The organism is Flavobacteriales bacterium (assembly GCA_026129465.1).
Classification (GTDB): domain Bacteria; phylum Bacteroidota; class Bacteroidia; order Flavobacteriales_F; family PHOS-HE28; genus PHOS-HE28.
Window position 1 is genome coordinate 2,406,699 of sequence record JAHCIA010000001.1, and the last position, 18,866, is coordinate 2,425,564.

At 64.5% G+C, this 18,866-nt stretch carries 15 protein-coding genes and 1 tRNA gene; 6 read left to right on the forward strand and 10 right to left on the reverse strand.

Going from position 1 to position 18,866, the window contains the following annotated elements:
- The first annotated feature begins 24 nt into the window (after positions 1-24).
- Positions 25-3,222, forward strand: a complete 3,198-nt coding sequence (locus tag KIT10_10365) for a hypothetical protein (GenBank protein ID MCW5899663.1) — start codon at positions 25-27, stop codon at positions 3,220-3,222.
- 60 nt (positions 3,223-3,282) lie between these two features.
- Complete coding sequence (locus KIT10_10370; protein MCW5899664.1) at positions 3,283-4,512, forward strand: ABC transporter permease; 1,230 nt, start codon at positions 3,283-3,285, stop codon at positions 4,510-4,512.
- On the opposite strand, the gene dusB is transcribed toward KIT10_10370, so the two are convergent.
- The 8 genes from dusB to KIT10_10410 all read right to left on the reverse strand — a co-directional run bounded on the left by dusB (position 4,488) and on the right by KIT10_10410 (position 10,273).
- Complete coding sequence (gene dusB, locus KIT10_10375; GenBank protein ID MCW5899665.1) at positions 4,488-5,480, reverse strand: tRNA dihydrouridine synthase DusB; 993 nt, start codon at positions 5,478-5,480, stop codon at positions 4,488-4,490. The two genes, KIT10_10370 and dusB, sit on opposite strands and share 25 nt — an antisense overlap.
- Positions 5,481-5,539: 59 nt before the next feature.
- Complete coding sequence (locus KIT10_10380) at positions 5,540-5,995, reverse strand: biopolymer transporter ExbD (GenBank protein MCW5899666.1); 456 nt, start codon at positions 5,993-5,995, stop codon at positions 5,540-5,542.
- An 11-nt stretch (positions 5,996-6,006) separates the two neighbouring features.
- A complete protein-coding gene (locus KIT10_10385; protein MCW5899667.1) occupies positions 6,007-6,756 on the reverse strand; it encodes a biopolymer transporter ExbD in 750 nt (249 codons plus the stop codon).
- Positions 6,757-6,759: 3 nt separating this feature from the next.
- Positions 6,760-7,152: a hypothetical protein gene (locus tag KIT10_10390; protein ID MCW5899668.1), complete on the reverse strand. Its 393-nt coding sequence runs from the start codon at positions 7,150-7,152 to the stop codon at positions 6,760-6,762.
- Positions 7,153-7,156: 4 nt separating this feature from the next.
- Positions 7,157-7,900 (reverse strand): MotA/TolQ/ExbB proton channel family protein, encoded by a 744-nt coding sequence (locus tag KIT10_10395; GenBank protein ID MCW5899669.1) that lies wholly within the window; start codon positions 7,898-7,900, stop codon positions 7,157-7,159.
- 337 nt (positions 7,901-8,237) lie between these two features.
- Positions 8,238-8,329, reverse strand: a tRNA-Ser gene (locus KIT10_10400).
- 127 nt (positions 8,330-8,456) lie between these two features.
- Positions 8,457-9,488: a type I asparaginase gene (locus KIT10_10405; GenBank protein MCW5899670.1), complete on the reverse strand. Its 1,032-nt coding sequence runs from the start codon at positions 9,486-9,488 to the stop codon at positions 8,457-8,459.
- Positions 9,485-10,273 carry a TatD family hydrolase gene (locus KIT10_10410; protein ID MCW5899671.1) on the reverse strand — a complete coding sequence of 263 codons (789 nt, stop codon included), beginning with the start codon at positions 10,271-10,273 and terminating at the stop codon, positions 9,485-9,487. The genes KIT10_10405 and KIT10_10410 overlap by 4 nt, the downstream gene beginning before the upstream one ends.
- Positions 10,274-10,360: 87 nt before the next feature.
- On the opposite strand from KIT10_10410, the gene KIT10_10415 reads away from it, so the two are divergent.
- Positions 10,361-12,289, forward strand: coding sequence for a T9SS type A sorting domain-containing protein (locus tag KIT10_10415; GenBank protein MCW5899672.1), 1,929 nt, complete (start codon positions 10,361-10,363; stop codon positions 12,287-12,289).
- Between the two features lie 4 nt (positions 12,290-12,293).
- On the opposite strand, the gene KIT10_10420 is transcribed toward KIT10_10415, so the two are convergent.
- Together KIT10_10420 and KIT10_10425 are read right to left on the reverse strand one after the other, a co-directional pair.
- Positions 12,294-12,878: a riboflavin synthase gene (locus KIT10_10420; GenBank protein ID MCW5899673.1), complete on the reverse strand. Its 585-nt coding sequence runs from the start codon at positions 12,876-12,878 to the stop codon at positions 12,294-12,296.
- A complete protein-coding gene (locus KIT10_10425; GenBank protein ID MCW5899674.1) occupies positions 12,878-15,487 on the reverse strand; it encodes a gliding motility-associated C-terminal domain-containing protein in 2,610 nt (869 codons plus the stop codon). The genes KIT10_10420 and KIT10_10425 overlap by 1 nt, the downstream gene beginning before the upstream one ends.
- A 172-nt stretch (positions 15,488-15,659) precedes the next feature.
- Between KIT10_10425 and KIT10_10430 the strand changes: the two genes are divergently transcribed.
- The 3 genes from KIT10_10430 (at position 15,660) to KIT10_10440 (ending at position 18,837) form a co-directional block, all read left to right on the forward strand.
- The gene (locus KIT10_10430) at positions 15,660-17,093 is read left to right on the forward strand and encodes a leucyl aminopeptidase family protein (GenBank protein ID MCW5899675.1); all 1,434 of its coding nucleotides are present in this window, start codon (positions 15,660-15,662) and stop codon (positions 17,091-17,093) included.
- Between the two features lie 61 nt (positions 17,094-17,154).
- The gene (gene pdxA, locus KIT10_10435; protein MCW5899676.1) at positions 17,155-18,225 is read left to right on the forward strand and encodes a 4-hydroxythreonine-4-phosphate dehydrogenase PdxA; all 1,071 of its coding nucleotides are present in this window, start codon (positions 17,155-17,157) and stop codon (positions 18,223-18,225) included.
- Between the two features lie 231 nt (positions 18,226-18,456).
- On the forward strand, positions 18,457-18,837 hold the full coding sequence (locus KIT10_10440; protein MCW5899677.1) for a hypothetical protein: 381 nt from the start codon (positions 18,457-18,459) through the stop codon (positions 18,835-18,837).
- Positions 18,838-18,866 lie beyond the last annotated feature (29 nt).

Below are 18,866 nucleotides of genomic sequence, written 5' to 3' on the forward strand. Positions count from 1 at the left end.
CGACCTTCGCCCAGCACCCTGTCCATGAAGCGCCCCCTGCGCATCCTCGCCAAGATCGCCCTCGGCCTGCTGGTCCTGGCGGCCATCGTTTTCGGTGCCCTCTGTTACATCCTCTACGCGCACGAGGATGAGATCGCCGACGAGCTGATCGCCGCATTCAACGCAGGGCAGGAAGGCCAGCTCACCTACGAACGTGTGGAGCTCTCGCCCTTCCGGGCGTTCCCTTACATCAGCATCGACATCCAGGGCGTGCGTTTCGATGCCGACAAGCATACCGCCGACGACCACGCCATCTATGCCTTCCGCGACGTGTATGTGGGCTTCGATGTCTTCGACCTGTTGCGCGGCGAGTACACCATCCGCAAGATGGTGCTGAGCAACGGCCATCTCTACCTGGAGAAATACGCCGATGGCAGCTACAACCTCACGCGCGCGAAGACCCGCCTGGCCGACGAGGACGATGGGACCACTTCGCACATGGACCTGAAGAGCATCGTGCTGCAGGATGTGACCCTGCATGAGGTGAACCACGGTGGTGGCGGCAATGAGATGCTCCTCGACATCCTGAAGGCCGAAGCCTATCTCAGCTCCATTGGCGACACCATGCGCATGGGCCTGAAGAGCGAACTCTTCCTGCACCACTACCGCTCGGGCAGCACCACCTGGTTCCGGGAAATGCCCTTCGGCCTGGATTGCGACATGGCCATCCACGGCGGCCTGGTGACGATCCTGCCCAGCAAGTTCGTGGTGGAGGCCGGCACACTGAACCTGGACGGTACCCTGGACCTGGACAATGACCTGATGCTGGACCTGAAGGTGGGCGGCCGCAAGAAGAACTTCGATGTGTTCATCTCCTTCGCGCCGCCCGAGGTCCTGGAAAAATTGAAGGAGTTCCGGAACGAGGGCGACATCATGTTCCGCGGCACCATCCAGGGCCCGATCGATGTCCAGAGCCCGCTGATCGACCTGCGGCTGGGTTGCCAGAACACCATGTTCCACCATGTGCGCCACGAAAAGGCCCTGCGCGATGTGGCCTTCACCGGCCATTTCCGCACCGGCGACGACGGCGGACTGGAGGGCGCGTTCCTGGAACTGGTGAATCTCTATGGCGAACCGGAAAAGGGCCTCCTGCGCGGCACCCTCCGCGTGGACAACTTCCTTGATCCGCGCGTCACCATGGACTTCCACGCGCACTTCCAACTGGAGCACCTGAAGGTCTTCTATGAGCTCGACGCCATCGAGGACGGATCGGGCCTGGTGACGATCGACATCACCCTGGACGAGTACATCGGCCCGGACAGCGTGCTGCACTTCGCCACCAAGATGACCGATGGCGTCACGAGCAACATCCGATTCGAGGACGTGAACATCAAACTCGCCAAGCTGGCCCGGCCCATCGAGGGCCTCAACGGCCGCATCCTGCTGGACGGCGATGATCTGCGCAGCGAGGGCCTGCGGGCGCGCATCGGCCGGAGCGACCTGGCGCTGGACTTCGCCATCAGCAACGTGAGCGCGCTGTTGCACCACCACGACGCCCCCGTGGACCTGAGCCTGCATGGTGAAAGCGGGCGCCTGCACATGGCCGATCTCCTGGCGCTTAACGGCAGACCGGGGGACGGTGCCTGGGCCAGCGACACCATCCACGATCTGAAGTTCGACCTGGACCTGCGCACCACCACGAACGCGCTGGACCAAAGCCGCTACGTGCCAGCCACCAAGCTGGAGCTCCGGCATGTGGAGTTCCGCACCACGAAGTATCCGCACCCCGTGCGAGATGTGAGCGGCCGCATCGCGGTGAACGACAGCGTGCTGCGCATCGACGAGCTCGGCATCACCATCGGCGCCAACAAACTGCACATGAGCGCCGAAGTGTCGGACATCGGTGCACTGCTGGACAGCACCCGCCAGGAGACCGTGCGCCACCGGGTGGCCGTGAAGAGTCCATACTTCAACGCGAAGGAATTGCTGGTCTACGACGGCAAGGCCTACTTGCACGACAGCATCGAGGAGGAAGTGGTGCGCGACCTCGTCTTCCGCGGTTCAGGCACCCTGCGCAGCAACACCTTCACGCAGGACGGCTTCATCAGCGACACGCACATCGACCACCTCACCGTGCGGCTGAACGACCTGCCGCCCTTGCGCGATGTGGACGGCCACATCCGCACCGACACCAGCGGCTGCGTCACTTTGAAGGACCTGAAGCTCGCGATCGGACGAAGCGACCTGCACGCGGACCTATATCTGCGACACTTCCTGGACGATGATCTGGAGCACAAGATCATCGAGGGCGAAGTGCGCATGCGGAACCTGGACCTGGACGAGATCGCCGGTTGGACGCCCAAGCAGGACGCCGACGCCAAGGACCATGCGGCGGCCTTCAACCTCTTCGCACTGTCCTTCCCTGACATGAAGTTGAAGGCGGACATCGGCCGGCTGAAATACCACCGCAGCCTGTTGGAGGACCTGCATGGCGAAGTGCGCACCACCAAGGACCATATGGTGCATGTGGACACCCTGCGATTCCGGGCGGCCGGTGGTGGCGTGGCCATGCGAGGCACCTTCGATGGTTCGCGACAGGACAGCATCACCTTGAAAGCCGACCTGCAAGTGGACGGCGTGGACCTGGACCAGGTGATGTACAAGCTGGACAATTTTGGGCAGGACTTCGTGGTGCATGAGAATCTGCACGGCCGGGTGAGCGGCACCCTGCGCATCGACGCGCACCTCTATCCGGACCTGGTGCCCGACCTGTCCCACAGCACCTTCGTGGCCGATGTCACCATCCACGAGGGCCGGCTCGCCCGCTTCGGGCCGCTGCGCGCCATGGCCGACTTCATGGGCGACAAGGACCTGGACAATGTGCGCTTCGGCGAACTGAGCAACACCTTCACATTCCGCGACGGTGCGCTGCACATCCCCGAAATGAAGATCACCAGTACGCTCGGCTACCTGCACCTGAGCGGCCGCCAGGGCTTGGACCTGGACATGGACTACACGATGCGCGTACCGCTGAGCCTGGTAAAGCAGGCCAGCTGGAACGTGATCAAGGGCAAGCTGCGTGGAACCGGCCGCAACAAGGACGACGAGCAGGAACTGGAGCGCGCCGAGGCCGAGATCATCAGCGGCCAGAAGGGACCCTTCAAAGGCTACCTCACCATGAACGTGACAGGCAACCCGGACGACTACAGGGTGAGGCTGGGCAAGTCGCGCAAGGAGCGATGATCCGCATCACCTGAAAGCGGAACTTCGCCCTGCGCCATGGGCACATGGGCACATGCCCCTATGAACCTCCCGCTCCTCTTCGCCCGCCGCTATTTCCTGGCGCCGCGATCGCGGAACGCGGTGAACGTGATCACCGGCATCAGCATCGGGGTATTCGCCGTGGTGACCGCCGCGATGGTGATCGTGCTCAGCACCTTCAACGGCATCGCGGGCCTGGTGGACAGCATGTACAGCGCGCTGGACCAGGATGTGACCATCACGCCCGCGGAAGGCAAGAGTTTCCCCCGGGAAGCCCTCGATGTGGATGCCATCGCAGCGCTGCCCGGCGTGGAGCGCACCAGTTTCATCATCGAGGAGAACATCCTGCTGCGCCATGGCGACCAGCAGGCCGTGGCCAAACTGAAGGGCGTGGAGCCCGGCTACCTGGCCATGGCGCGCATGGACGAGCACATGGTCTTCGGATCACCACGTTTGACGGGGCGTTCAGGTCCGGCGGCCTTGTTGGGCATCGGCCTGCAGGTGGACCTTGATGTGCCCTTGGACGACGGCGTGATGGAGCCGTTGATCATCAGCGCGCCCATCCGCGGACGGAGGCTGAGCACCTGGCAGCAGCGCGCCTTCGAGCACGTGGAGCTGGCCATGTCCGGCGCCTGGTCCATGAACACCGAATACGACCAGCGCTACGTGCTGCTGGACCTGGATCTCGCGGCGGACCTGTTGCACTACGACAGCCTGGTGGGCGCGCTGGAGATCCAGCTGGCGGATCGCGGCGGCATGGACCGCACGGCGAAGGCGCTGCGCGCGATGCTGGGGCCTGGCTGGGTGGTGAAGACACGGCCGGAGAAGAACGCGCTGATGTACCGCACCAATCGGCTGGAGAAGCTCTTCACTTTCATGGTCCTCGTCTTCATCGCGCTCATCGGCGCCTTCAACGTCATCGCCTCGCTCACCATGATGATGCTGGAGAAACGGCGCGACATGCGCACGCTCACCGCGTTGGGCGCCACACCGCGCATGGTGCGTCATGTGTTCCTGCATGAGGGGCTGCTCATCGTCGGCATAGGCATGGTGATGGGCCTGGTGCTGGGGCTCGGCGTATGCTGGACCCAGCAAAGCTTCGGGCTGGTCACACTGGAAGGCTCCGTGGTGGACCACTATCCTGTGACGGTGTTGCCGCTGGACCTGCTGGCGATCGCGGCCACCATGCTGGGGATCGGCCTGCTGGCGGTGCGCGTGCCGCTGCGCGCGTTGCAGCGCCGCTTCCTTCAGGCCACGGCGGCCAGGCCGTAGGTGGCCACCACCTCATCCAGGATCGCCTCCAGCACCTGTGGATCACGCTCCGTGCAGAGGCGCAGTCGCACCTCCTTCACGTTGGGCAGTCCCTTGAGGTAATTGCCGTAGTGCCGCCGCATCTCCACCACGCCTTCCCAGGCGCCCTTCCAGGCGAGTGACGCCCGCAGGTGCTGGCGGGCGGCTTCCACCTTCTCCACGATGGTGGGCGGCGCCAGGCGCATGCCTGTGGCCATGTAGTGCTTGATCTCGCGGAAGATGAAGGGATGCCCGATGCTGGCCCGGCCGATCATCACACCATCCACACCGTAGCGCGCGCGGTATTCCAGGGCCTTCTCAGGCGAGTCGATGTCGCCGTTGCCGAAGATGGGGATCCCCATTCGCGGGTTGTTCTTCACCTCACCGATGAGTGTCCAATCCGCCGGACCCTTGTAAAGTTGCGCACGGGTGCGGCCGTGGATGCTGAGGGCCGCGATGCCCACATCCTGGAGCCGCTCGGCCACCTCCACGATGTTCCTGCTCCTGTCGTCCCAGCCCAAGCGTGTCTTCACGGTGACAGGCAGCTTCACGGCCTTCACCACCTTTTCGGTGAGGCGCACCATCTTGTCCACGTCCAGCAGCAGGCAGGCGCCCGCGCCCTTGTTCACCACCTTGTGCACGGGGCAGCCGTAGTTGATGTCGATCAGATCGGGGCGCACGGCCTCGGCGATGCGCGCGGCCTCTTCCATGGCGTCCTCGCTGCCACCGAAGAGCTGGATGCCGATGGGCCGCTCGGCCTCGAAGATGTCCAGCTTCTTCATGCCCTTGGCCGCCTTGCGGATGAGCCCCTCACTGCTGATGAACTCGGTGTACATCAGATCGGCGCCGTGCAGCTTGCACAGGGCCCGGAAAGGCGGGTCGCTCACGTCCTCCATAGGAGCGAGGAGGAGCGGGAATTCCGGCAGGGTGACCGGGCCGATGCGGACCATGGTGTCAAAAATACGGAAGCCCCGTGGGACGGGGCTTCCAGCAGGTCATGGGACCGTCATCAGCGGCCGCGCGCGGTGCTGTAGTTGATCTTCAGGGCGTTGCTCTTGCGCAGCTCCTGCTTCACGTCGGTGACGATCTTCATGTTGGTCTCCTTGTCCACCTTCAGCGAGCGGGTGATCTTCGGTTGAAGCACCTCGTCCCGGCGGCCGTTGCCATCCTGCACCCAGCCGTCGATCTCGTCCAGCCGGGCGAACTGGTCGTTGAGCTGGATGAGCGGCTCGGTGCCGAGGGCGGCGCTCACCGGCGGGCCGATGTAGATGTAATCCACCAGCGCCTTGTCCTCCAGTTTGGTGGTCTCGGAGGCCTCGGGCAGGGTGACCTTCACCTTCAGGTCCACCTCACGCATCACGGTGGTGACCATGAAGAAGAACAGCAGCATGAAGATGATATCGGGCAGCGAGGCGGTGCTGATCGCCGGTATGCCCTTGCCTCCTTTGTCCTTGAATCGCGACATGGCTGTTGCGGTTATTGGCGTTTGCCCACTTCCACGGGCTCGGCCTCGGAGATGCGTTGCGGATACACCAGACGAACGGCCTTGATCAGCGCCTGGTCATCCTCCTTCTTGTCGTCCAGCTCAGTGAACTTGCGGCCGAACTTCTCCTTGGAGAATTCATCGCGCAGTTCGCGGATGCCGGCCTCCAGTTCGTTCTGCACCTGCACGTACATGTCGTAGCTGGTCTTCGATCCGGTCTGGAGGGAGATCACCGCCGAACCCGGCAACTCCATGTATTCGGCCGGATGCCCATAGCGCTCGAAGAGTTCCACCGCCGCCTGCTTCTCCTCCCAGCGTTCGAGGGTCTTCTCATAGCTGGCTTTGGCATCCGGGTCGGTGGCGCCGGCCACGTAGCTCTTGTAGTTGCCGATCTCCTGCTGGATGACACCCTTCGTCACGCGCGTCTTTTCCGGCAGGTCCTCCCGGTTCTCGGGGTTGGTCATGAACTCCTTGGCCCCGGCACGCAGGTCCTTGATGTCCATCATCTCACCTTCCACCAGCAGCATGTCCGCATCGTTGATGAGCACCACGTAAACGTTGCGCTCCTTCACCTTGTCGGCCTCCTCGATGTCGTCCACGATGGGCGGCAGCAGGCGCAGGATGCCCACGTCGGTGTCCATGGTGGTGGTCACCAGGAAGAAGATCAGCAGCAGGAAGGCGATGTCCGCCATGCTGCCGGCGTTGATCTCGCCCGGTCCTGACTTCTTGCGTCGCTTGAGCATGGCTTACTTGAACAAACGGGTGATCTCGCCATAAGCGATGGCACCCACCGCACCGGCCATGGCGATGACGAGCATGATGATGCCCGCGCCGATCCACTTGGAGGTGCTGGCGGTGATGTCCCACTCGGGTTTCACGCTGCCGTCGGCCATGGCGTAGGAGATGCCCAGCAGCACGGCGAAGAGGCCGAAACCGATGAGCGATTTCCTGGTGAGGCCGCGCAGGGAGAAGATCAGCGCCACGCCGGCGCTGACGAAGAAGGCCACGTATGTGATGTACAGGCCACCATCGATCCCCGCCTGGCTGTCGGAGAGGATCATGATGAAGAAGATGATGCCCAGGATCGCCACCGCGTACTGGGCGATGCGGCCGATGAGGCCGGAGCCTTGGTGGTTCATGGGCTCAGTGTTTGGCTTGGTTCTCCTTCACGAGCATGTCCACCAGGGCGATGGAGGCCTCCTCCATCTGGCCGGTGATGCTGTCCACCTTGCTCACCAGGTAGTTGTAGAAGATCTGCAGGATGATGGCCACGATGAGACCGAAAACCGTGGTGAGCAGCGCGATCTTGATACCGCCCGCCACGATGGCCGGGCTGATGTTGTTGGCGGCCGCGATCTTGTCGAAGGCGTCGATCATCCCGATCACGGTGCCCATGAAGCCGAGCATGGGGGCCAGGGCGATGAACAGACCGATCCAGGAGAGGCCGCGCTCCAGGCGGCTCACTTCCACGCCACCGTAGGCCACCACGCTCTTCTCCACGATGTCCACGCCCTCGTGCGCGCGGTCCAGGCCCTGGTAGAAGATGCCGGCGATAGGCCCCTTGGTGTTGCGGCACACTTCCTTGGCGGCGTCGGTGCCACCGCTCTTGATGGCGTTCTCCACGCTGTCCAGCAACTTCGTGGTGTTGGTGGTGGCCATGTTCAGGTAGATGATGCGCTCGATGACGATGGCCAGGCCGAGGATGAGACAGATGAGCACCGGTGCCATGAAGGTGGGGTCACCCTCGATGAAGCGCTGTTTGAGCATCTGGTGGCCACCGGAGGAGGCGACCTCGGCGGCGGCTTCGCCGGCCTGGGCCAGTACCGGGGAAACGAGACCGGCGATCATGAGGCCGGCCAGGCAAAGGGTCAATGACTTGCGTACCATGTGCGGGGGTGTCGTTTGCGGGTGGTGTTGGGTTCTGGTTGTCCTTGAGGTCCTTGGCAAGGATGATGGCTATCCGCGGGCGAATGGGATCGCGTGGGCGGAGAAGTGGTTCTGGTGCAGATCGATGGCGAAAGCTGTCCGCGCGCCCAGGCAAGCTTGGCTCGCCGCCATCATCAGAGAGGGATTGGCCTCCCTGCGGTCGGCCCTTCCCAAGGGGGAGGGCTTCATCTCACGGTGGTGGCCGTGCCGGCCACGGAACGCTTGTGCTGTCCGCGCGCCCAAGCAAGCTTGGCTCGCCGCCATCACAAGCGTTGCGGCTGCGCCGCCGACCGTGCGATGGCGGAGAGAGAGGGATTCGAACCCCCGATACCCTTTGAGAGGTATACGCACTTTCCAGGCGCGCGCCTTCGACCACTCGGCCATCTCTCCTGTTCTGAACATGTTGTTCGGGGCGAGGCCCCGCTCCAAGGGCGGCCAAATTACAAAAAGGTCTTCCCCGCCCACGGTATTCCGGCCAGCGGTGGGCCCTGCGGAACGAGCGGCGGGGGCGGTCATGTTAAGCCAACGTCAACTCCCCGGCGATCGGTGCCACCATTCGCCGTGCCACAGCGTCCGGTCCCTGCTCGGCGGCCAGCAGGAACATGAGCTTGGCCAGGGCCGCTTCCACCGTGAGGTCGGCCCCCGGCACCACCCCCATGTCGGCGAAGGCCCGGCTGGTGACGTAGCGGCCCTGTTCCACCCGGCCACCCACACATTGGGTCACGTTCAGCAACAGCAGGCCACGATCGCGCGCCGCACGCAGGGCACCAATGAAGCCTGGGTCGGTGGGGCCGTTGCCGCTGCCGAAGGTGGCCAGCACCACGGCCCGCAGGTCCGCTTGTTCCAGGGCGCGTTCCACCCACGAGGCCCGGATGCCCGGGTACAGCCACAGCAGCGCCACCCGGTCGTCCATGCGGTCATGCACCCTCAAGGGACCGGCGCGCAAGGGCAGGATGGCCTGTTGGTCATAACGCAGGTGTACACCAGCCTCGGCCAGGGGTGGCCAGTTGGGCGAACGGAAGGCCTCGAAGCGTTCAGCATGCACCTTCACCGTGCGGTTGCCGCGCAGCAGGCGGTACTCGAAGTACACGGCCACCTCGGGCACCCTGGGGTTGCCCTGTGCGTCCCGCGCTGCGGCGATCTCGATGGCCGTGATCAGGTTCTCCTTCGCGTCGGTGCGGATGGTGCCGATGGGCAACTGTGACCCGGTGAGGACCACGGGCTTGGCGAGTCCTTCCAACAGGAAGCTGAGCGCACTGGCGGTGTAGGCCATGGTGTCGCTGCCATGCAGCACCACGAAACCGTCGTGCTCGGCGTAGCGTTCGCCAATGATCCCGGCGATGCGGATCCAGTGGTCCGGGCCGATATCGCTGCTGTCCAAGGGCCGCTCAAAGGCCACCGCCCGGAGGTCCACCTGGATGCGTGCCAGCTCGGGCACCTGCGCCTCCAAGTGCGCCAGGTCCATGGGTTGGAGCGCGCCGGTGCGGGGGTCGGCCCACATGCCGATGGTGCCCCCCGTGTAGATCAACAGCACGCGGGGCCTGCTCATGCGCGCTGGGGGGCGGTCTGGCCGAAGAGCCTGTCCGCGTTGGCGGTGGTGATGCGGGCGATCTCCGCCACGCTGAGGCCCGTGGCTTCGGCCAGCGATGCCGCGATCAGCGGGATGTAGGCGCTTTCGTTGCGCCGGCCACGATGGGGCACCGGCGCCAGGTAGGGCGCGTCGGTCTCCAGCACGCAATGTTCGGCGCCCACTTCGGCCATGGTCTCGCGAAGACCCGCCTTGGGATAGGTGATGACCCCGCCGATGCCCAGCATGAAGCCGCCCAAGGCGATGATGCGCCGCGCCTGTTCCGGCGTGCCGGTGAAGCAGTGGAACACACCGCGCAACTCGGGCGCGTTCTCGGCTTCCACGATGGCGATGGTCTCCTCGAAGCTGTCGCGGCAATGGATCACCACGGGCAGATCCAATTCCCTGGCCCATAGCACCTGCAATCGGAAAGCTTCGCGTTGCTGCGGCAGCCAGGTCTTGTCCCAGTACAGGTCGATGCCCGTCTCACCCACCGCATAGTAGCGGCCTGAGTGCAACAGGCGCTCCACCTCGCTCAGGTCCTTGGCGGGGTACTCGCCCACATGGCAGGGATGCAGGCCCATCATGGGAAAGCACTCCGCCGGGAAGGCATCGCACAGGGCGTGCATGGTCTCCACACTGTCCAGGTCGATGTTGGGCAGATAGAGGCGCGTGACGCCCGCGTCGATGGCGCGGCGCACCATGTCCGCGCGGTCGCCATCGAACTGCGCGTGGTACAGGTGGGCATGGGTGTCTACGAATTCCATGAGCGCGATCCCGGTACGTCCCTTTCTGCGGTCGCGCAAGGTAAAGGGGCCGATCGCGCGGTGGGCGGGCGCCGTACCTTTTCCACCATGAAGGCTTGGAGCGCCATCGCGCTGCTGTGCATCGCGGCCGATCTGTTCGCGCAATCCGGCCCATACTTCACGCCCTTCGATGCGCCACCGCCTTGTGCGCATCGCACCCATGTGGTGCCCAAGGGCGGCCCCGTGGCGCATGGCTACGACGTTCGTTACCACCGGATGGCCTGGACGCTCGACCCGGCGGTGAACGCCATCGCGGGCGAGGTCACCACCTGGTTCACGGCCACCAGCGCGATCGATCGCCTGCGTCTGGATGCCGCCGATGAACTGACGATCACCGCCGTCACGCGCAACGGATCACCACTGACCTTCACCCACGGCATGGGCGATTCCTTGGAAGTGCAATGGCCCTTCACCCTGCAGCCCGGCGATCTGGATTCGCTCACCATCGTGTACCACGGCAGTCCGGCGGCCAGCGGCTTCGGCAGTTTTTCCATTGGCGACTTCGAGGGCAGCCCCACGCTGTGGACGCTGAGCCAGCCCTATGGCGCCAAGGATTGGTGGCCCTGCAAGCAGGACCTCCACGACAAGATCGACAGCATCGACATGTTCGTGACCACGCCCCTGCCCTGCCGCGCCGTGGGCAACGGTCTGTTGGTGGGCGCGGAAGAAGCGAACGGTTGGACCACCTGGCACTGGCGGCACCGCTATCCCATCGCGCATTACCTCATCGCCACGGCGGTGGCCGACTACACGGTGTTCGAAACGGAGATCGTGCTGCCGGAGCGCACTTTGCCCATGGTGACCTACTTCTATGGCAGCCCGGCCGATGCGATGATGGCGGAGTTCAACGCCAACGACGTGAAGCAGCAGATGCCGCTGTTCAACACGCTCTTCGGCACCTACCCCTTCATCAACGAGCAATACGGCCACGCGCGCTTCGGCTGGGGCGGCGGCATGGAGCACCAGACCATGAGCTTCATGGGCGGCTGGAACTACGAACTGGCCGCGCACGAACTGGCGCACCAATGGTTCGGCAACAAGGTCACCTGCGGCACCTGGCAGGACATCTGGCTCAACGAGGGCTTCGCCACCTACCTCACCGGCCTGTGCTACGACTTTCTGGTGCCGGATCTCTTCGTGGGTTGGACCAAGGCGCAGATCGCGCATGTGACCGCGCAACCCGATGGCAGTTTGCTGCGGCCGGACACGCTGGACATCCCCAGCCTCTTCGATGTGCGCATCACCTACCGCAAGGGCGCCATGGTGCTGCACATGCTGCGCTGGGTGCTGGGCGATGCGGCCTTCTTCCAGGGCTGCCGCGACTACCTGGATGATCCCGCGCTGGCATACGGCAGTGCGCGCACCACCGACCTGAAGGCCCACCTCGAAGCCGCGAGCGGCATGGACCTCACCTGGTTCTTCCACGATTGGTACACCGGCGAGGGCCACCCCAGCTACACCGTGGAATGGACCCAGGATGCGGGCGGCACCGTGTCGCTGGCCTTGCACCAAAGCACCTCGCACAGCAGTGTGCCCTTCTTCGCCCTGCCCGTGCCCATCCGCTTCAAGAACGCTGCGCAGGACAGCACCGTGGTGCTCGATCACACCTTCAGCGGCCAGGTATTCACTTTCACGCTGCCCTTCCAGGCGGACAGCGCGCTCTTCGATCCGGACGCCAAACTGATCAGCGCGAACAACCTGGTGTTGCGTGTGCCCGTGTCGGCCTTCGGGCGGGAACAGTTGCTGGTCTATCCCAACCCCGCTGCGGATCAAGCGTGGATCCATGTGGGCGACGCCTTGCATGGTACGATCCAGCTCGCGCTCTTCGATGCCACCGGACGGCTGGTGCGCGAGCGGCGGACCACCGTGCAAGGCCAGCGCATCGCGTTGGATCTGCTGGGGCTGCGCGCCGGGGCCTATACGGCGGAGTTGCGCACGCCGCAGGACGTGGTGCGCCTGTGGGTGGTGAAGGAGTGAGGGGTCAACGCCCCGCCATCATCCGCTGCACGTACTTGCCCAGCACATCATACTCCACGTTCACGCGCCGGCCGGGCCGCAGTTGGCGAAAGGTGGTGTGCGCGAAGGTGTAGGGAATGACCGCCACGGAAAAGGTCTGCGCATCCAGCGTGGCGATCGTGAGGCTGACACCATCGAGGCAGATGCTGCCCTTGGGTACCAGCAACCGATCCTGCTCCGGCAGCGCGAAGACGAAGCGCCAGCTGCCATCCTCCTCGCGCACGTTGAGGCAGGGTGTCACCGTATCCACATGGCCTTGTACCATGTGGCCATCCAGCCGATCGCCCATACGGAGGCTCCGTTCCAGGTTCACGCCATCGCCCACTTGCAGATCACCGAGGTTGCAACGCTGAAGCGTTTCCTGAACAGCGGTGACCGTGTACGTGTCGCCTTCCACCGCCACCACGGTGAGGCAGGCGCCGTTGTGCGCCACGCTCTGGTCCACCTTCAGTTCCAGTGCCATGCGCGCGCGCAGCGTGAAATGCCGGTTGCCACCCTCCTCGCGCAGGGCGACCACCTCGCCCACTTCCTCCACGATGCCGGTGAACATCAGTTGAAGCGCTGTTGTCCGCCGCTGCCCAGGATGTGGACGTAGCCTTTCAGCACCATGGGTTCATCGCCCGCGAGCCGCTTGAAGATCACCGTGCAGACGTAGTAGTACACGCCGTCCGGCAAGGGTTCTCCGCTGTCCTTGTGGGTGCCGCGCCAGGTGATGTCCGGGTCCGTGGTGGTGAAGACCAACTGGCCCCACCGGTTGAAGACCTGCAGGTCGATCTCCTTCACGCCGCGGTAGGGGAAGGGCACGAAGAAGTCATTCTGCCCGTCGTTGTTCGGGGTGAAGACGTTGGGCAGTGTGTACTCCGGGCAATTGTCTCCGCAAGCCAAGGGGCTCAACGCGCTTTCGTTGCCCACGGAATCCACGGCGGAGATGGCGTAGCAGCCCGCCACGGAGAAGCCATCGGTGTGGGTGAAGAAGGTGTTCGCCGCGCCCACCACCACGCCGATCAGTTCCGGGGTGCCTTGGAGCGTCGGCGTGAACCACACGTTGTAGTACCAGGTGTCGTCATCGCCACAGACCTCGTTGGGGTTTGTCCAGGTGAGCGTGTTCAGCGGCTCCTCGCAATCGTTGTCCAGCGAAAGCTCCGGCACGCAGGGCGGTGTCAGGTCCACCGGCACCCCGCAAACCTCCTGGCTCCAATTGATCAGCGGTGCTACGATGTCAGGATCGCTGTACGCGCCGGTGCTCACCACATGGTAGCAGTACTCCTCGCCGTTCACCAGGCCGGTGTCCACGTAACTGCCGGTGCTGCTGTTGCCGATCAGCACCCATTCACCGGCGTCCAATCGGAAGACATCGTAGCTGCTGTTCACCCAAGGCGTGTTCAACGACCACACGATCTCCAATTGCTCATCGTTGGGCACGGTGCCGATGAAGACCGAACTCGCCACGTTGCTCGATCCGATCACATCATCGCCTCCATCACCCAGGATCTCCACGCGGTACACATTCGGCTGGTCGCGTGTGTTCAAGCCGTTGTCGATGAAGACCGTGTCCGGGTGGATCAGGAAAGGATGCAAGGGGCTGGTCCAGATGAGTTGCTCCGCCACGTTGAGCCCCGTGCCGCGATACAGGCGGAACTGATAAGGGCCTGGCCGCGCGATGGTGTCCAGGTCATAGGCATTGGTCCAGCGCACCGTGTCGATGCCCGCCAGGCCATCGGTCACGCCCACGCTCACGTGGGTCAGCAGTGGCACCTGCCCGTCGGGGATGGCGCAGAATTCCTCGCTGGCGATGCTCTCCCCGCCATCGGCGAAGGTGGCCGTGACCATGTAGCAGTACTGGTTGCCGAAGATCAGCGGACCCTGATCGGTGAAGTTGCTGTTGGCCACGCCCTGCACGGTGCCGATGAGGCTGTAGCCCGTGTAGGCCGGCACGCCCGTTTCGCAATGGCCGGGCACAAAGCCGAAGAAGCCCGAGCGCCGGTAGATGCGGTAGCCTGTGGCGTTGCCGCACACGCTGGGCGACCAGGTGAGTTGCATGGACGATCCGCTGGGTGTGGCCAGGGGGTCGAGTGGCGGCGGCGCCACGATGCGGATCGTCATGGTCTTCACATCCTGCAGTTGCACGGGCTGGCCATTGTCGATGGCGGTGAAGACCACCTGGTAGGGCTGCACGCGCACATGGCTGCAGTTGGTGTTCCAGGTGAAGAGGCCCGTGACGTTCTGCCCGCCGGTGGGTGGCGGAAAGGTGGCCGGCGAGCTGGGCACCACGAAGGGCTGCCCCAGCGCGGTGAGCGTCACCGTTTGGCCCGCGTTGGGGTCGCTGGCCTGCACGGGGAAGGTGAGCAGCGTTCCCGCCACCACGCAGGTGTCCTGCAGGGGTGTGATCTGCGGCGGTTGGTTGTCGCAGGGGCGCACGGTGATCTGCATGTCGCGCGTCACATAGCCCACCTCCACCCACACGTTGCCCACTTTCCGCCATTCCCGCACGATGAAGGCGATGTTGTACTCGCCCATCTGGGTGGGCGCGATCCAGGTGATGGTGCCCGTAGTGGGGTCGATGTTGTAGTTCGGCCCCGGGAAGGTGTACCCCGCGATCGGCAGGCAATCGTTGCCCAGGCACACCGCAGGCTCGTAGGAAAGGCTGTCGCCGTCCAGGTCGTAGGCCGCCGGGTTGTGGATCCAAGGCTGGTTCACGCAGGCGTCCTGGATCGGCGATTGCTCGAAGCGCACCGAGCAGTTGTGCCCCGTGGCCGGCGAGATCACCAGTTTGGTGCGCACACAGAAGGACACCTGGATGGAGTTGGGCACGTTGATCACACCGCCGTTCCGATTCTGATCATCGAACTGGAGAAAGAAGGTGCCCGGGCCGGCGTAGGTGTGCAGGGACATGTATTCGTTGCGGCGCAGATCGCGCGAGGGGTCGTCCGCGATCAGCGTGCGTGCGATGGTGTCCAGCGGTGTGCCATCGCCCCAGTCGAGCACCAGTTCCGGGCGGTCGGCCGGGGCGCTCAGTTTGGTGTGGGTGATGATGGTGACCTGGTAGGTGAGCCCGTTCACGTGGCACACGATGATCTCGCCCGCGCGGTTGTGCGTGGCCCAAGCGGCCTGACCAAGGGCCAGGGCCAGCAACAGGACGATCGGGCGGAAAGCGCGCATGGGCGAGGATACAAAGTACGGGGATCCCGCGCGGCGAACGGGGCGGGGGCCAGGTGAATTGCGTGGCGGTGGCGATCGCCGGGGGATGGTGCTGGCCCGTGCCGGGAACGGCCGTGGCGCTCCGGCCACCCGGCTATCTTTGGCCGCCGTCGCCCATGGCGGCACCGCCAGCATGGTCACCCTCGTCAAAAGCACACGCACCGCTGCCGCGCGCGACCTGATGGTGGTGCTGGAAGACCCCGCCCAACTGCGCAACCTGGACCTGGAGCGCAACGACCGGCAATACCTCGCCGAGCAGCTCAAGAGCAATCCGGACCTGGCCGTGTGCGACATCAGCGGCCGTCTGGTGATGGTGCACCACAGCAACACCGTGGACCGCGACAAGCAGTTGGAGACCGCCCGCCGCGTCGGCAACGAGATGGCCACGCGCCTCAACAACGCCAAGCGCACCGAGGTCCGTCTGTTGAGTCTGCAGGAAGATGGGGACATCACCCTCGCCCTGGCCGAAGGCGCCGTGCTGGGCAGCTACGCCTTCCGCAAGTACAAGAGCGACAGCAAGGGTGCGCCCACACTGGCCAAGATCGTGGTGCAGGCCAAGGAGGTGGATGTCTCCGACCTGGACGAACTCACCGACATCTGTGAGGCCACCTGGCTGGCCCGCGACCTGGTGAACGAACCCCTGGCCGCGCTCAACGCCACGCAGTTGGCGGCGGAGATCGGTGTCATGGGCAGGAACGCCGGCTTCAAGACGCGCGTGTTCAACAAGGAACAGATCGAGGCCATGGGCATGGGTGGCCTCATGGCGGTGAACCGTGGCAGTCCCGATCCGCCCACCTTCAGCATCCTGGAATGGAAGCCGAAGAACGCGGTGAACAAGAAGCCCGTGCTGCTCGTGGGCAAGGGCGTGGTGTACGACACGGGCGGCCTCAGCCTGAAGCCCACGCCCAACAGCATGGACCAGATGAAATGCGACATGGGCGGTTCGGCCGCAGTGGCCGGCGCCATGTACATCGTGGCCAAACGACAGGTGCCCCTGCACGTGATCGCCCTGGTGCCCGCCACGGACAACCGGCCCGGCGGCAACGCCTACGTGCCGGGCGATGTGATCCGCATGCACAACGGCCTCACCGTGGAGGTGCTGAACACCGACGCCGAAGGCCGCTTGATCCTGGCCGACGCGCTCAGCTACGGCGAGCAATATGAGGCCGAGTTGGCGATCACCGTGGCCACCCTCACCGGGGCGGCCATGCGCGCCATCGGCACCTACGGCAGCGCCGTGATGGGCACCGCGCCAGATGCGGAATTCCAGCGCCTGGATGAGGCCGGACGCGCGTGCTGGGAGCGCGTGGCGCGCCTGCCCTTCTGGGACGATTACGGCGAGGAGATCATCAGTGACGTGGCCGACATCAAGAACCTGGGCAGCGATCTGGGCGGCGCGCAGACCGCCGGCAAATTCCTGGCGCGCTTCACCACACGGCCCTTCATCCATATCGACATCGCCGGAACGGCCTTCAGCACCAAGCGCGACAGCTACCGGCCCAAGGGAGGTACGGGCGTGGGGGTGAGGTTGTTGTATCGGTTCTTGAAAGCGAGGGTTGGAAGTTGAGAAGTCGGAAGTTGGAGGCCTGCCTGCCGCAAGCAGGTTGAAGGTTGAGAGCGACAACAAAATGGAAACACGCCAGCCCATACGTGCCGGGATCTCCTGCGGCGACCTCAATGGCATCGGCATCGAAGTAGTGCTGCGAACCTTCGAGGACACGCGGATGCTGGGGGACATCATCCCCGTGCTCTACTGCTCGGCCAAGGTGGTGAGCCAGCACCGCAAGCTCCTCGGTCTGGAGGAGGTCCAGTTCCACCGTGTGGCCGATGCGCGCGATGCCCTGCCGAAGAAGTTGAACCTGGTGCATCTCTGGGACGACGAGTTGACCGTGGAGCCCGGCAAGCCGGACCCCGCGTTGGCCACCTACGCCATCAAGAGCCTGGAAGCGGCCGCACAAGACCTGGCCAGCGGCAAGGTGGATGTGCTGGTGACGGCGCCCATCGACAAGAACAACATGCGGCAGGCGGGGTTCCAGTTCCCGGGCCACACCGAATTCCTGAGCCACATGGCGGGTGGCGAAGGCGAAGTGTTGATGCTGCTCGTAGGGGAAGGCCTGCGCGTGGGCACCGTCACCGGCCACATCCCCCTGAAGGACGTCTCCGCCGCCATCACCACCGACCTCATCCTGTCCAAGGCGCGCCTGTTGCACCAGAGCCTGCAACGCGACTTCGGCATCCCCAACCCGCGCATCGCCATTCTGGGCCTCAACCCCCATGCGGGCGATGGCGGCACCCTGGGCAGCGAGGACCGCGAACGCATCCTGCCCGCCGTGCGCCGGCTCAATGAGGAGGGTATCCCCGCCATGGGGCCTTACGCCGCCGATGGCTTCTTCGGCAGCGGTGCCTGCAAGCATTTCGATGGCGTGCTGGCCATGTACCACGACCAGGGCCTGGCGCCCTTCAAGGCCTTGAGCTTCGGCCACGGGGTGAATTTCACCGCCGGACTGCCCATTGTGCGCACCAGCCCCGACCATGGCACCGGCTTCGACATCGCCGGCAAGGGTGTGGCCGCACCCGACAGTTTCCGCGCCGCCCTCTGGCTGGCGGCCGACATCACCCGCCACCGTGCCGCGTGGAAGATCATCAACGCCAACCCGCTGCAACCCCAGAAGCGGGAGAAGGAGCGGAAGGAAGGTTGAGGGTCAGTTGGCCAGCCAAGTTCAAGTGGCAATAGCGCGTGGCGTTCCGTGGTGATCGCGGATCATCTGCGGATCCAACCGGCCAACTGGACGATATGCAGCTCGCCACTTCGCCCAATTCCGGCCGTCCATCCCCGTCCTGGAGCCGTTCATCCCGATCCGCCCTGGATCCTGTAACTGCGCGGCGGATGGAGCCGTCCCATGGCCGAACACACCAACAACACGACCGCCATGAAGACCACCCTCATCACCCGTACGGCCCTGACGCTGGCCACCGTGCTCACGCTGGGCTTCACCCAGGCCGCCGAGCCCGTCCGCCTGGACACCGGATCCAAGCGCACCACCCTGGAGCGCAACCTGGACCGCGCCCTGAACCGCTACATGACCTTCCCCGTGGACAAACAAGCCGACCTGACCGGCGAGGTCTTCGTCAGCTTCGTCATCGACAAGGAAGGCCGCGTGGAAGTGATCGACTGCAACAGCACCAACGAGCGCCTGAAGGAGCATGTGCTGAACAAGCTCGCCCGCATCGACATCGGCGAGAACCCCGACGGCATCTGGCGCACCACCCACATGCGCATCAGCTTCCGCCCCGAGCGCAGCGAAGCCTGAAACGCCCGGCATACCTGACGAAAAGCCCC